The 12,881-nt window shown below is 74.3% G+C and carries 16 protein-coding genes and 1 pseudogene; 7 read left to right on the top strand and 10 right to left on the bottom strand.

Going from position 1 to position 12,881, the window contains the following annotated elements:
- Positions 1-26: 26 nt before the first annotated feature.
- The 4 genes from GGQ55_RS07940 to GGQ55_RS07925 form a co-directional block, all read right to left on the bottom strand.
- Entirely contained in the window at positions 27-1,709 is a 1,683-nt protein-coding gene (locus GGQ55_RS07940; RefSeq protein ID WP_366488982.1) for a RecQ family ATP-dependent DNA helicase, read from the bottom strand.
- Positions 1,710-1,755: 46 nt separating this feature from the next.
- The gene (locus tag GGQ55_RS07935) at positions 1,756-2,196 is read right to left on the bottom strand and encodes a flavodoxin family protein (protein ID WP_179715899.1); all 441 of its coding nucleotides are present in this window, start codon (positions 2,194-2,196) and stop codon (positions 1,756-1,758) included.
- Positions 2,197-2,203: 7 nt separating this feature from the next.
- Positions 2,204-3,805 carry an HNH endonuclease signature motif containing protein gene (locus GGQ55_RS07930; RefSeq protein ID WP_179715898.1) on the bottom strand — a complete coding sequence of 534 codons (1,602 nt, stop codon included), beginning with the start codon at positions 3,803-3,805 and terminating at the stop codon, positions 2,204-2,206.
- A 68-nt stretch (positions 3,806-3,873) separates the two neighbouring features.
- Positions 3,874-5,085 carry a DUF2786 domain-containing protein gene (locus tag GGQ55_RS07925; RefSeq protein WP_179715897.1) on the bottom strand — a complete coding sequence of 404 codons (1,212 nt, stop codon included), beginning with the start codon at positions 5,083-5,085 and terminating at the stop codon, positions 3,874-3,876.
- Positions 5,086-5,174: 89 nt separating this feature from the next.
- On the opposite strand from GGQ55_RS07925, the gene GGQ55_RS28255 reads away from it, so the two are divergent.
- From GGQ55_RS28255 to GGQ55_RS07895, 7 genes and pseudogenes are all read left to right on the top strand, one after another.
- The gene (locus GGQ55_RS28255; RefSeq protein WP_179715896.1) at positions 5,175-5,570 is read left to right on the top strand and encodes a TOBE domain-containing protein; all 396 of its coding nucleotides are present in this window, start codon (positions 5,175-5,177) and stop codon (positions 5,568-5,570) included.
- 83 nt (positions 5,571-5,653) lie between these two features.
- Positions 5,654-6,460, top strand: coding sequence for a molybdate ABC transporter substrate-binding protein (gene modA / locus GGQ55_RS07915; protein ID WP_179715895.1), 807 nt, complete (start codon positions 5,654-5,656; stop codon positions 6,458-6,460).
- Positions 6,457-7,260: an ABC transporter permease gene (locus GGQ55_RS07910; RefSeq protein ID WP_366488979.1), complete on the top strand. Its 804-nt coding sequence runs from the start codon at positions 6,457-6,459 to the stop codon at positions 7,258-7,260. Before modA ends, GGQ55_RS07910 begins: the two co-directional genes overlap by 4 nt.
- 29 nt (positions 7,261-7,289) lie before the next feature.
- Positions 7,290-7,727: pseudogene (locus GGQ55_RS28715) on the top strand (ATP-binding cassette domain-containing protein); the annotation flags it as partial.
- Positions 7,728-7,847: 120 nt separating this feature from the next.
- Positions 7,848-8,303 (top strand): TOBE domain-containing protein, encoded by a 456-nt coding sequence (locus GGQ55_RS28710; RefSeq protein ID WP_436277842.1) that lies wholly within the window; start codon positions 7,848-7,850, stop codon positions 8,301-8,303.
- 13 nt (positions 8,304-8,316) lie between these two features.
- A complete protein-coding gene (locus GGQ55_RS07900) occupies positions 8,317-8,880 on the top strand; it encodes a nucleotidyltransferase family protein (RefSeq protein ID WP_366488977.1) in 564 nt (187 codons plus the stop codon).
- 20 nt (positions 8,881-8,900) lie between these two features.
- Complete coding sequence (locus GGQ55_RS07895) at positions 8,901-9,320, top strand: molybdenum cofactor biosynthesis protein MoaE (RefSeq protein ID WP_179715892.1); 420 nt, start codon at positions 8,901-8,903, stop codon at positions 9,318-9,320.
- On the opposite strand, the gene GGQ55_RS07890 is transcribed toward GGQ55_RS07895, so the two are convergent.
- The 6 genes from GGQ55_RS07890 to moaA form a co-directional block, all read right to left on the bottom strand.
- A complete protein-coding gene (locus tag GGQ55_RS07890) occupies positions 9,321-9,647 on the bottom strand; it encodes a hypothetical protein (RefSeq protein ID WP_179715891.1) in 327 nt (108 codons plus the stop codon). It lies immediately after the preceding gene.
- A gap of 210 nt (positions 9,648-9,857) precedes the next feature.
- The gene (locus GGQ55_RS07885) at positions 9,858-10,349 is read right to left on the bottom strand and encodes a GAF domain-containing protein (RefSeq protein ID WP_179715890.1); all 492 of its coding nucleotides are present in this window, start codon (positions 10,347-10,349) and stop codon (positions 9,858-9,860) included.
- A 49-nt stretch (positions 10,350-10,398) separates the two neighbouring features.
- Positions 10,399-11,244: an SMP-30/gluconolactonase/LRE family protein gene (locus GGQ55_RS07880; RefSeq protein WP_179715889.1), complete on the bottom strand. Its 846-nt coding sequence runs from the start codon at positions 11,242-11,244 to the stop codon at positions 10,399-10,401.
- A 7-nt stretch (positions 11,245-11,251) separates the two neighbouring features.
- A complete protein-coding gene (locus GGQ55_RS07875; protein WP_179715888.1) occupies positions 11,252-11,467 on the bottom strand; it encodes a hypothetical protein in 216 nt (71 codons plus the stop codon).
- Positions 11,468-11,471: 4 nt separating this feature from the next.
- Positions 11,472-11,714 (bottom strand): MoaD/ThiS family protein, encoded by a 243-nt coding sequence (locus GGQ55_RS07870; protein WP_179715887.1) that lies wholly within the window; start codon positions 11,712-11,714, stop codon positions 11,472-11,474.
- Positions 11,715-11,718: 4 nt separating this feature from the next.
- Positions 11,719-12,768 (bottom strand): GTP 3',8-cyclase MoaA, encoded by a 1,050-nt coding sequence (gene moaA / locus GGQ55_RS07865; RefSeq protein ID WP_179715886.1) that lies wholly within the window; start codon positions 12,766-12,768, stop codon positions 11,719-11,721.
- Positions 12,769-12,881: the final 113 nt, after the last annotated feature.

The following is a 12,881-nucleotide window of genomic DNA, read 5'->3' as shown; positions in this document are numbered from 1 at the left end:
CTGCAGGGCGTGACCGGCGGCTCGGCTCAGGCGGGCCGCGGCTTCAGCAGGCCGTGCTCGAGCACCGCGGCGAGCGCGAGCGTCTTGTAGCCGACCTCGTCGAAGAGGACGACGAGGCGGTCGTCCTCGACCCGCATGACCACGCCGGGACCCCACTCGGCGTGCTCGACCGGCGTCTCGACCGGGAAGGGGGTGTCCACGGGTGGGGCGGCCGGCTGCGGCTGCCCGTTCTCGGCCGCGCGGGTGTCGTTGTCGCAGTTGCCGCACGGCTGGTCGAGCTGTTCGCCGAAGTAGCCGAGGAGGAACTGGCGCCGGCACTCGGTGGTCTCGGCGTAGCCGCGCATCATCTCGACACGGCTCTGGTCGACCCGCTCGTGGTGCTCGGCCAGCTCGCGGGCGGCCGCTGCGGCCTCGGACGGCTTCGGGGCGCCCTCCGCGGGGTGCGCGGCGCCCTCCTCGTCGAGGACGACGGCGGACACCTGCTCGAGCAGGTTGAGGTCGCGGGCGAGCGGGGTGGCGCCCCGGCCGGTCTCCTCGCGCAGGTCCTTGACGTCGACGCCGTCCTCGATGCCCGCTGCCTGGGCCGCCTGCACCAGACCGGCGACCTGCTGCAGCTCCTGCTCGGCGGGGATGCCGGCGGCGAAGAAGCGACGCAGCCCGAGGTCCTCCTGCCGGTAGACCAGGACGGCGAGCGCCGGCTGCCCGTCGCGGCCGGCCCGGCCGATCTCCTGGTAGTAGCTGTCGATCGAGTCGGCCGGCTCGGCGTGGACGACGAACCGGACGTCGGGCTTGTCGATGCCCATGCCGAAGGCGGTGGTGGCGACGACGACGTCGAGCTCGTCGGCCATGAAGGCCTCCTGCCGCTCGTCGCGCTCGGCGGCGCGCACCCCGGCGTGGTAGGCCGTGGCACGCAGACCGCGCTCGGTCAGCGCCTCGGCGAGGTCCTCGGTGCCCTTGCGGGTGGCGCTGTAGACGATGCCGGGTTTCTGCCCGTCGCCCACGAGCTGGAGCACGCGGTCGAGGACCGCCTCCCGCTTGCCGTGCGCATCGGGCTGCGCGTCGACCTCGAGGCGGATCTCCGGGCGGTCGAAGCCGGCGACCACGACCTCGGCGTCGCGCATCTCGAGGCGTTCGACGATCTCGGCGCGGACCGGAGGGGCTGCGGTGGCGGTGAGGGCGAGGACGGTCGGGTGACCGAGCTGCTCGATCACGCCGCCGAGGCGCAGGTAGTCGGGGCGGAAGTCGTGGCCCCAGGCGCTCACGCAGTGGGCCTCGTCGACGACGAACAGCGCCGGTCCGGCATCGCGGATGGCGTCGACGACCTCGGGCTTGGTCAGCTGCTCGGGGGCGAGGAAGACGTAGAGGACCGTTCCGTCCGCCAGGCCCTCGAGGACCTTCCGCTGGTCGCCGGCGGACATGCTGGAGTTCAGGTGGTGGGCCGCGCCCGGCTGCAGCTCCTCCAGCCGGTCGACCTGGTCGCGCTGCAGGGCGATGAGCGGGGAGACGACGACGACCGGACCGTCGAGCAGGTGCCCGGCGACCTGGTAGATCGCCGACTTCCCGGCGCCCGAGGGAAGGACGGCGAGGGTGTCCCGCCCACCGACCACTGCCCGCATCGCGCGCTCCTGGCCGGGGCGGAAGTCGTCGAAGCCGAGGACGTCGTGGGTGATCTTCCGGATCGTGGTGGCGTCGCTGCGGCGTGGTGGCACCGGCTCAGGCTGCCCGAGCGTCATCCGGGGCAAACCGCGCCAGGGGTCACAGGCTGACGGCGACCGTGGCCGCCAGCTCCCGCACCGCCTCGAGCTCGTCCTTGCCAGGCGTGCCGATCAGGCTGAGCGGGGCGGCCACCTGCTTCCACCTCAGTCCCCCGGTGATCGTGTCGATGGCCCTCAGCGCACCGGCGGTGTCGTCGTTGCCGTGCACGTAGACGCCGTAGGGCAGGCCGACCGTCGCATCGAGGCAGGGGTAGTAGACGGTGTCGAAGAAGTGCTTGAGCGCACCCGACATGTAGCCGATGTTGGCCGGCGTCCCGAGCAGGACGCCGTCGCACTCCAGCAGGTCGGCAGCCCCGGCGGACAGCGCCGGGCGCAGGACGAGCTCCGCCTCCTCCACCATCGCGGCTCCCTCCTTGACCGCCTCCAGCACGGTCTGCAGAGCGGGCGAGGGCGTGTGGTGGACGACCAGCAGCCGAGGCACCCGGGCATCATCCCCGTCCGGCACCCGACGTTCCCGCGGGAACGTCGTCGACGGGGGTCCCGGTCTCGGCGGCGAGGCGCCGGGCGAGATCGCGATTGGTCATGAGGACGCTGACGGCGTACCGGAGATCCATCCGGTCGTAGCGCTCCTGCAGCGTGTCGGGCAGGTCGTCCGGTGCACCGTGGGGGAAGAGCACGCGGTCGATGCGCCGACGCTGGGACGCCGGTCGGACCGAGTCGCGGCGACCGGCAGGACGGCACGGACGGGCAGGGCGGCGGGGAGCCGGGCGCCGCCCGCTGACCTGGTCGAACGGCTGGACGCCGACGAAGGCGGGATGCGACGCCGGGTCGGTTCCGAGCCCGGCGAGCCCTTCGGCGAACGCCGCGTCGGCGGTGCCCCAGACATGCCGACCGTCGTCGTCCAGGACCACGAGTCGGCCGTCCTGGCGGCTCATCACGAGGTCCTGGTCGTGGACCAGACCGTGGTCGTTGTCGCACAGCAGGACCAGGTTGGCCAGGTCGGTGCGTCCGCCGAAGAGCCAGTGGCGCAGGTGGTGGGCGTGCAACCGTTCCAGCCGCGTCTCGGGACAGCCAGGACGGGCGCAGCCACCGTCGCGGCGCAGGAGAGCCCGTCGCTGGGCCTTCGTGGCGAGGCGGCGCCGCCGGCCGACGGCGAGCGGTTCTCGGCCCTTCTCGAGCATGGCGACGACGCTGGCCTCGCACATCAGCCGCCGGGCCTGGGCGCCGGTGACCGCGGATCCGCCCTCGTAGTGCGCGCGGCCGGCGGCGGTGTCGTCGGCCAGGACGTCGGCGTCGACGTGGACCACGACCTCGCGCCGAGGCGGGTCGCCGGGGCGGCGGTCCATCGCTGCGCGGGCCTCGGCGAGTGCGGTGAGCGCAGTGATCCGGCGGGCGGTCGTGCGCTCGCGCGCCAATCCGACGGCGGCGTCCTCGGCGCATCGCTCGGCCAGGTCCGGATCGACCGCGCCGCCGTCCCTGCGCACCTGCTCGTGCCCAGCGGCGGCCTTCTTGTTCTGGGCGCGCTCGCGGCGGGCGTCGCGCTCGGCGAGGGACTCGATCGCGGCCATCATCGGTGCGCCCTGGTCGACGGGACCGCGCACCCTCAGGGTGAAGAAGCCCTCGTCGTCGGTCGTGTACTCGAAGAGCAGCCGCTCTTCGGGCCGCCGTTGGTCGGCCGTCTCGTCGTCGACGCGCCGCCACGTCCGGCAGAACCGCTCGGTCTGCGATGCGGTCGCCGAGAGTGCGAGCTCCAGGAGGGCGGCCTCGCAACCGGGTTCTGCGATACGCGTCAATGCCCGCACCTTCGAGTAGGACAGCCGGCCGGTCGCGAACGCGGCGTCGATCGCCCGCAGCGAGCGCAGCGCCCGGGCCACGCGCACGTGCTCCCGTGCCGCGCCGGGACCGAGACCGCACTGCCAGGCCAGCCATTCGGCGCACGAACGGATGCCGACGCCCTGCCAGCCGCCGCGCTCGTCGAACTCCGCGACCAGCCGGAGCCAGGACGCCGTGGCCGCGGCCAGCCGAACGGCACCGGCCGTGATCGCCGCCGCCAGCTCCTCGATCGGAACATCTCTGTCACTCGAACTCATGTTCGAACGCTACCGCTGCCTGCCGACAAGAGTGCAGGTCAGCGCGTTGCGGCGTTCCCGCGGGAACGTCAGCGCAGCGAGGACCGGCGGTGGCCCACGTCGGCGCGCTCGGCCGCCTCCCGGCCCGCGAACCAGCCACCGGCATCCACCGACGCCCTGCTCCGGCTGCTGCGCACGCGCGGGAAGAGCTCGGCCGTCGCCTTCCCCACCGCCTCGCGCCGCGACCGCAGCACAGGCAGCAGATCGACACCGTGCTCGGCGGCCGCCGCGGCGGTGGCCCGCTGCCGCGCCGTCTGCAGCCGCTCACCGATCCGGTGCGCGTAGCCGAGCAGGAAGGACCGCCGGAACGACCGGGACGCAGACCGCCGTCCCTGCGCCCGCTCGGCCGCGGACATCGCCTGCGCGACCTGCAGCAGGAGCGAGGTGAACAGCAGCTCGACGGCGGCCACGTCGGCCGGCAGGCCGACGAGGTTGGCGATCCCGAGGCTCGCGTACCAGACCAGCCGGACGTCGTTGGCCTCGGCGACGGCGGCGAGGAGTTGCATCTTGGCGCGCACGTAGGGGTCGGCGACGTGCACCCGCCGGGTCCCGACGCCGTCGGACGGCGAGGCCCCGGTGTCGAGCAGGGCGGCGTCGACCGCGTACCGGGTCATCAGCTCCTGCGCCTTGGCGGTCAGCGCCTCGGCCTCCTCCGGGAACTCCGTCGACTCGGCCTTCGCCAGCAGCCCGCGGATCCGCCGCAGCACGCGCTCGTCGCCCGCCGTCTGCTCCCCGGCCGGACGCGACCGCGGCGGACCCCATTGCGACGGCGGTGGCACCAGCGTCTCGATCCGGAACGCCCCGCGCAGCGCTCCGACGAGCTGCAGCACGATCCGCCACGCCTCGGCCGCCGACCGGCGCTCGGACCGGTGCCAGGTGTGCACCACGGCAGGGTCCCCGGGCTCCAGCGCGCCCAGCTCGCGCAGCTGGTCGACCCAGGCGTCGGGCGCGCGCAGCACGGCGTCGCTGCGCCGGGCGTGCTCGCCGATCAGCGCGACGGCCAGCGGCACGGCCCCGGCCGTGAGCGCCCGCCGGGCGTTGTGCACGACGTCGGCCGGCTGCCAGCCGCGTTCCCAGCTCTGGTCGAGAGCGTCCAGCAGCGCCTGCGTCGCGATCCCGTGGCCGGCCAGGGACGGATCGCGCGCGGCCAGCGTCGCCGCGAGCTCCTGCGCGATGTCGGCGTCGGAGAGCATGCCGGTGCGGTCGAGCAGGAGATCGGCGAGCCACGGGTCGTGCGTCATGGCGCCATGGTGCCCAGCGGTGCCGACGAGGAGCCGGAGCGCCTGTGGACGGCGGGGCGTCGTCCACAACGCCGTCTAGGGTCTGGCGCGTGGCCGCCACCTACCGCATCGCCGAGGCCGCCGAGCTGCTCGGCGTCAGCGACGACACGGTGCGCCGCTGGATCGACAGCGGCCGCCTGCCGGCTCGGCGCAACGGCGGTGGCCCGGCGGTGGTCGACGGCTCGGACCTCGCCCGGGTGGCCACGCAGCTGCACGAGGCGCCCGACCCCGGCACCACCCGGTCCTCGTCGGCCCGCAACCGGCTGACCGGCATCGTCACGCGGGTGGTTCGCGACACCGTCATGGCGCAGGTCGAGATCCAGGCCGGCCCGTTCCGCGTGGTCTCGCTGATGTCCCGCGAGGCCGCCGACGAGCTCGGGCTCGAGGTCGGTGTCCGGGCCGTGGCCACGGTCAAGGCGACCCAGGTCAGCGTCGACATCCCGTAACAGCGGCCCTGCGGCCCGTCACTCTTGCGCAAGTACGGTTCCGTCTGGTGTTGTCACTCCGCACTTGCGGAGACGGAGGACGGATGAGGACGCGTGCCCTGCTCGCGCTGCCCGCGGCGGCGCTGCTTGCCCTGACCGCCTGCGGCGGCTCGTCGAACGACGCCGCCTCGACCTCGGGACGCTCCTCGGCGGCGGAGTCCTCCGGCGGCGACCTCACCGGCACGCTCACGGTCTTCGCCGCCGCGTCGCTCACCGACGTCTTCACCGATCTGGGCGACCAGCTGATGAAGGAGAACCCGGAGCTGGACGTGAAGTTCAACTTCGCCGGCAGCGACGCCCTGGCCACCCAGATCACGCAGGGCGCCCCCGCCGACGTCTTCGCCAGCGCCAACGAGAAGCAGATGAAGGTCGTCACCGACGCCGGGCTGCAGGGCGCCGACCCGAAGATCTTCGCCGAGAACGTGCTGGAGATCGCCGTCCCCAAGGGCAACCCCGGCCACGTGACCGGGCTGAAGGACTTCGAGAACGCCGACCTGACCCTGGCGGTCTGCGCGCCGACCGTGCCGTGCGGCGCCGCGGCGCAGACGGTCTTCCAGGCGGCCGGGATCAACGCCCGGCCCGACACCGAGGAGACCGACGTCAAGGCCGCGCTGAACAAGGTGCAGCTCGGTGAGGTCGACGCCGCCCTGGTCTACGCCACCGACGTCGAGGCGGCCGGCGACCAGGTCGAGGGCATCGAGTTCCCCGAGGCCGACCAGGCGGTCAACGAGTACCCGATCTGCGTGCTCGAGGCGGCACCCAACCCCGACGCGGCGAAGGCGTTCGTCGACCTGGTGACCTCCGACGAGGGGCAGAAGGCGCTCACCGACGCCGGCTTCCGCAACCCGTGAGCCGTCCCCGCGAGGGCGGGGTCCCGCTCCCCCTGCTCGTCCCCGCCGCGATCGGCACGCTGTTCCTGGTCCTGCCGCTGCTCGGCCTGCTGATCCGCGCGCCCTGGTCCGACCTCGGCGCGCGGCTCACCGAGCCCGGTGTCGGTGAGGCGCTGCGGCTCTCGTTGGTCACCGCGACGCTGGCCACGGCGGTCGCGATGGTGCTCGGCGTGCCCATCGCCTGGGTGCTGGCCCGCACCCGCATGCGCGGGCGGTCGGTGCTCCGCGCGCTGGTCACGGTCCCCCTCGTGCTGCCGCCGGTGGTCGGCGGCGTCGCGCTGTTCCTCGTGCTCGGCCGGCAGGGCATCCTCGGCCGGCTGCTGTACGAGTGGACCGGTTTCACCATCCCGTTCACCACGCTGGCCGTCGTCATCGCCGAGACGTTCGTCGCGATGCCGTTCCTCGTGATCAGCGTCGAGGGAGCGCTGCGCGCGGCCGACGCCCGCTTCGAGGACGCCGCCGCCACCCTCGGCGCCGACCGGTGGACGACGTTCCGCCGCGTCACGCTGCCGCTGGTCTCCCCCGGCGTCGCCGCCGGCGCCGTCCTCTGCTGGGCCCGCGCGCTCGGCGAGTTCGGCGCGACCATCACCTTCGCGGGCAACTTCCCCGGGACGACGCAGACGATGCCGCTGTCGGTCTACCTCGCGCTGCAGAGCGACCCCGAGGCGGCGATCGTGCTGTCCCTCATCCTGTTGGTCGTGTCCGTGGCCACGCTCTTGCTCCTTCGCGAGCGCTGGCTGGGACGGGCCGCCGCGGCATGAGCCTGGCGGTCACCATGACCGTGCGCCGCGGACAGCTCACGGTCGACCTCGACCTGGCCGTCGCCGACGGCGAGGTCCTCGCCGTCCTCGGTCCCAACGGCGCCGGCAAGTCCACCCTCCTGCGGGTGCTCGCCGGGCTGCTCGCCCCGGACACCGGCCGGGTCACCGTGGACGGCGACGTGTGGGACGACGACGGCGTCCACGTCCCGCCGCACCGCCGCCGGGTGGGCATGGTCTTCCAGGACTACCTGCTGTTCCCGCACCTGTCCGCGCTGGAGAACGTCGCCTTCGGGCTGCGCACGCGGGGGATGCGGCACGCCGAGGCCCGCCGCCGCGCCGCCGACTGGCTGGCCCGCGTGGGCCTGGGCGACCTCGCCACCAGCAAGCCCGGCCAGCTCTCCGGCGGCCAGGCGCAGCGGGCGGCCCTGGCCCGCGCGCTGGCCACCGACCCGGCGGTGCTGCTGCTCGACGAGCCGCTGTCCGCGCTGGACGCCCGCACCCGCCTCACCGTGCGCGCCGAGCTGCGCCGGCACCTGGCCGCGTTCGCCGGCAGCACGGTGCTGGTCAGCCACGACCCGGTCGACGCGATGGCGCTGGCCGACCGGGTCGTCGTCGTCGAGGACGGCCGCGTCGTGCAGGAGGGGACGCCCGCGGAGGTGGCCCGCCGGCCGCGGACCGACTACGTCGCCCGGCTGGTCGGGCTCTCGCTGCTGCCCGGCACGGCGGAGGGGACGACGGTGCGCCTGGACGACGGCGGCGTGGTGGCCGTCGCCGAGGAGGCCGACGGGCCGGTCTTCGTCGCCGTCCGGCCGGAATCGGTCGCGCTGTACCTCAGCCGCCCCGAGGGCAGCCCGCGCAACGTCTGGCCGGTGCACCTGGTCGGCGCGACCCCGTACGGGGCGACCGTCCGCTGCGACCTCGAGGGGGAGGTGTCCCTGGTCGCCGACGTCACCGCGACCGCGTTCGCCGAGCTGCAGCTCGCGCCTGGCTCGCCGGTCTGGGCCACGGTGAAGGCCTCCGAGATCGCCGTCTACGAGCGCTGAGAGAGTGGAGGCCGTGACCGTCGCCGCCGTCGTCCTCGCCGCCGGAGGAGGGCGCCGCTACGGCATGCCCAAGGCCCTCGTCGAGTACGACGGCAGCCTGCTCGTGGAACGGGCGGTCGGGACGGCGCAGGCCGTCTGCGACACGGTGCTCGTCGTCCTCGGCGCCCGGGCCGTCGACGTGTGGCGGCAGGCGCAGCTCGGCAACGCGGTCGTGGTGGCGAACGAGGACTGGGAGACCGGCATGGCCTCCTCGCTGCGCACCGGTCTGGAGGGCCTGCGCGGGTTGCCGCTGCGGATCGACGCCGCGCTGATCACGCTGGTCGACATGCCCGGCATGACCCCGGCGGCGCTGGAGCGGATGGCCGGGTACGGCACCCCGGACGCGCTCGCCGTCGCCACCTACGACGGCGTCCGCGGGCACCCCGTGCTGATCGGCCGCGACCACTGGGCCGGGGTGATCGAGACGGCGACCGGCGACGAGGGCGCCCGCCGGTACCTCGCCGCACACGAGGTCACCGAGGTCGACTGCTCGGGGCTGGCCGATCCCACGGATCTCGACGTCCCGCCGGCGTCCTAGCCACGGGTACCTTCCAGGACGTGAGCCCGCAGATCGCCCGCGTCGTCGACGAGCCCTTGTCGGTGGCCGAGCACGAGGACGCCGTCGCCGACAAGGCCGCCGGCGCCGTCGTCTCCTTCGCCGGCGTCGTCCGCGACCACGACGGCGGGCGGTCGGTGACCGAGCTCGAGTACGTCGGCCACCCCACGGCCTCCGACGTGATCACCGAGATCGCCGCTGAGTTCGCCGCCCGGCCGGGCCTGCACGCCGTCGCCGTCTCGCACCGGGTCGGCATGCTGGGCATCGGCGACGTGGCGCTGGCCTGCGCGGTCAGCGCGTCGCACCGCGGCGAGGCGTTCACCGCCTGCGCCGAGCTCGTCGACGAGGTGAAGAAGCGGCTGCCGATCTGGAAGCGGCAGGTCTTCACCGACGGCGAGGAGGAGTGGGTCGCCTGCCCCTGATCAGGGCTTCTCGATGCGCGCCTCGACGATCTTGGTGGCTCCGGCCGCCCGCGTGCCGAGTTCGTCGGTGCGCTCACGCAGCCGCCCGAGCATCTCGCTGTCGCTGATCGGCATGCTCGCCACCAGCTTCTCGGCGCCCTCGACGGCGGGGTGCTCCAGCACGGCGTCCACGAGCCGGGTACGCGTTCCCGGCGGCAGGTGGCCCGCCTCGACGTGCAGGGCGGAGCGCACCACGCCGGGCTCGGCGTCAGGGCAGACGTCGGCCTCGGCGAGGAGCTTGCCGTCGTCCTCGACGCGGACGCTGGAGGGGACATCGGATCGGGTCATCGCTGGTTCTCCGCGGGATCGATCGGGCCGGTAGGGGCGGCCACGGCACCGGGGCCGGTCGACGACGCGACGCTGCAACGCCGTCGCCAGCGTGACCTGGACGGGACCCCGTCGCACGGCGCGCGAGCGGCGGGCCCGGTGCGCCGGACCGCTACGCGGTGGTCACCTCGCGATCAGCGACCGCGGCGCACCCAGGATCCGGCTGGGCGGTCAGACGTGCGCCGCGGTGCCGGCGAGCAGCGTGCTGAGCGTCCGGGCGACGAACTCGACGGTGGCCAGGCCGCGGGCGGCGCTCAGCGGCTGCGCCCGGTAGGCGAGCGCGCAGAGCGTGCCGAACAGCTCGCCGTCCCGGCCGACCAGCGGAACGCCGAGGTAGGCCGCCACGTCCGCCGCCAGCCCCGTCGCGCACCGCGCGTAGGCGGGGATCGCGGCGGTCACCGTCGCCACGCGCGGACCGGCACCCTCGACCATCTGCTTGCAGAAGCTCTCGTCCCAGGTCAGCGCCGCGCCCGGCGGGACGGCGCCGTGCGGGAACGCGTGCAGGACGACCTGCACGTCCCCCTCGATCCGGGTCACGGCCCAGAGGTCCCAGCCCAGCTGCTCGTGCAGGAACGCGAGGGAACCATCGGCCGCCGCGGCCCAGTCGGGCCACGGGGCCACATCGGCGATCCCCCTCGTCTCGGGGGTCCCCAGAGGGGCCATGCCGTTCATGGTCCCCCTGGACGCTGGAAACGGCACGTTCCGAGCAGGTTCAGCCGGCGAACTCCCGCACGGGTCGGCCGGCGACGCCGGGGTCGACCGCGAAGAGGGAGCCGGCCAGCGGATCGGCGTCCGGCGGGAGGTCCTCGCGCGAGGTCGTGATGTAGAGCCGGTCGAGCCGCGAGCCGCCGAACGTGCAGGCGGTGACCTTCTCCGCGGCGACCTCGACCACGCCGTCCAGCCGGCCGTCGGGGGTGTACCGGTGGACGGCGCCGGCGCCGTACAGCGCGATCCACACCCCGCCTTCGGCGTCCACCGTGAGCCCGTCGGGGTTCTCGTCGTCGGCGAGCTGCACGAACGTGCGCCGGCCGGTCAGCCCGCTCTCGCGCGCGTAGTCGAAGACGGCGATCTGGTGGGTCGGGGTGTCGTTGTAGTAGGCCAGCGACCCGTCGGGGCTCCACTCGAGGCCGTTGGAGATGGTCGCCCCGCCGAAGGCGACCGCCACCGTGCCGTCGGGGTCGAGCCGGTAGAGGCTGCCGCCGCCGGGACGCTGGTCGTAGGCCATCGAGCCGCACCAGAACCGGCCGTCGGGGTCGCAGCCGCCCTCGTTCATGCGCACGCCCGGGTCCGACCAGACCGGCGGCAACGTGGTCAGGGACCCGTCGGCGTCCTGGAGGGCGAACCCGCGCTCGACGCCGATGACCGCGCCGCCGTCCCGCCGCGGCCGCAGCGCCGCCGCGACGTCGCCGACGTGCGTGCGGGTGATCGCACCGTCGTCGGCGAGCGCGAGGACGTCGCCGGCGAGCATGTCGACCCAGCGCAGGCCGCCCCAGCGGGACGACCAGACGGGGCCTTCTCCGTGGTAGGCGACCGGGTCGGTGACCTGTTCGGCACGCACGCGGACGTCAGCGGGCGCCGGCGAGGCCGTCGTCGTCGTGCCGCTGCGCGGAGTCCTCGGCGGCCTCCTCGGCCTCTTCGCGCTCTTCCTCGACCTCGCCCTCGAGGCGGACGGCCTCGCCGTGCAGCTCGGCGGCGGCGTCCCCGTGCGACTCCCCGTAGAGCTCCTCGGCGCGTCCGAGCAGCTCGTCCCACTTGGCCTTGGCCCTGCCCCAGACGCTCATGGGGTCATCCTCCCGCGAAGGGAGGGAGGACGTCGACGACGGTCCCCGGTGCGAGGGACAGCGAGCGGTCGCGCGTCGTCGTGCCGTCGACGAGGAACGAGCAGGCGGTCAGCACCCGCTCCAGCTTCTCGCCGTGGTCGCCGACGATCTGCCCGACCAGCTCGTCGAGCGTCGCGGCGTCGCGGTTCTCGGTGTCGACGCCGGCGGCCGCCCGCGCGCCGGCGAAGTAGCGAACGGTGACGGTCACCCGCTCAGCCGCCGATGGCCGACATGGGGCGGCTGGGCTGCAGGAAGCTCGGGTCGTCGATGCCGTGGCCGGGCAGCTTTCCGAGGGTGGCGATCCGCCAGCGGTCGGCCAGCTCCTCGTCGGTCGCACCGTCGCGCATGGCCGTGCGCAGATCGGACTCCTCGCGGGCGAACAGGCAGTTGCGGATCTGCCCGTCGGCGGTGAGCCGGGTGCGGTCGCAGGCGCCGCAGAACGACCGGGTGACCGAGGCGATGACGCCGACCGTCGCCGGTCCGCCGTCGACCAGCCAGCGCTCGGCCGGGGCCGACCCGCGCTCCTCGGAGTCCGGCGTCAGCGTGTGCGCGGCCGAGAGCTGCTCGAGGATGTCCTCGGCGGTGACCATGCGGCCGCGGGTCCAGGCGTGGTGGGCGTCGAGCGGCATCTGCTCGATGAACCGCAGCTGGTAGCCGTGCTCCAGGCAGAAGTCGAGCAGCGGGACCGCGTCGGAGTCGTTGATGCCGTGCAGCAGCACCGCGTTGACCTTGACCGGGGTGAGCCCTGCGGCCTGCGCGGCGGCGAGCCCGTCGAGCACGTCGTGCAGCCGGTCGCGGTAGGCCAGCTGCTTGAACCGCGCCGGGTCGAGCGTGTCGAGGCTGACGTTGATCCGGTCCAGCCCGGCCTCGGCCAGCGCGGACGCGGTGCGGGCCAGGCCGATCGCGTTCGTCGTGAGGCTGATCTCGGGCCGCGGGTCGAGCGACGACGCCGCCGCCACCAGGCCCACCAGGCCGGGACGCAGCAGCGGCTCGCCGCCGGTGAAGCGCACCTCGCGGATGCCCAGCTGCTCGACGCCGATCCGGATGAGCCGGTTGATCTCCTCGTCGGTGAGGATCTCCTGCTTCGGCAGCCAGGCCAGGCCCTCGGGCGGCATGCAGTAGGTGCAGCGCAGGTTGCAGCGGTCGGTCAGGGAGACGCGCAGGTCGGTGGCCACCCGGCCGTGCCGGTCGACCAGGCCGCCCGTGCCCGGGACCGCGTCGGCAGGACGCACCCAGGGGTCGGGCAGGGACGAGGCGCTCACGAGCCCGAATGTAATCGCGGGTGCCGACGGCGTCGCGGGGCTCAGGAACAGCTCACCCGGCCCGACCGCATCCGCGGAGACACCGTGCCGATCCCGCCGCGTCCGCGGATCGA

The organism is Petropleomorpha daqingensis (assembly GCF_013408985.1).
GTDB classification, from domain to species: Bacteria; Actinomycetota; Actinomycetes; order Mycobacteriales; family Geodermatophilaceae; genus Petropleomorpha; species Petropleomorpha daqingensis.
The sequence above is the reverse complement of the archived record's forward strand: the minus strand, read 5'-3'. Positions and strand labels throughout refer to the sequence as shown.